The sequence below is a fragment of the Rhizobium sp. SVR5-9E genome, from assembly GCF_056755095.1.
On record NZ_JBNDHS010000289.1, the window covers coordinates 1 to 349 of the forward strand.

The 349-nt window shown below is 34.4% G+C and carries 1 protein-coding gene; it reads right to left on the minus strand.

Features of this window, described 5'->3' with window-relative positions:
• Positions 1–202, minus strand: a 202-nt coding sequence (locus ACPYOJ_RS34835) for a crossover junction endodeoxyribonuclease RuvC (RefSeq protein ID WP_481420302.1), incomplete at its 3' end; no start/stop codon positions are given.
• Between the last annotated feature and the right edge of the window lie 147 nt (positions 203–349).

The window sequence follows — 349 nt, forward strand, 5'->3', positions numbered from 1 at the left end:
TTTCTTTTCCGTGGCTTTCGATCAGCGGATGAACAGCCTCGTATAAAGCGTCAATATATTCTTCTACGGTAGGATAGGCATCTGTTCGGATATTTCCTTTTTCCAAAACTTCACCTCTGTGGTTTACCACTCCAAATTTTGTGTTCGTTCCGCCAATATCAATTCCCAGCGCAACGTGTTTTGACAAATCTACTAATGACATTTCTCTTCTTAATAATTCTAAAAGGTTAAAATTATAAAAAAGATCTTATTATTAGACGATTAAGCAGAATTTTATTTAAAAAAAATATTATGTTGTTTTTACCGTTTTCTTTTTTCTTCTTCCCCACCAGATCATGAAGCCAGTCAC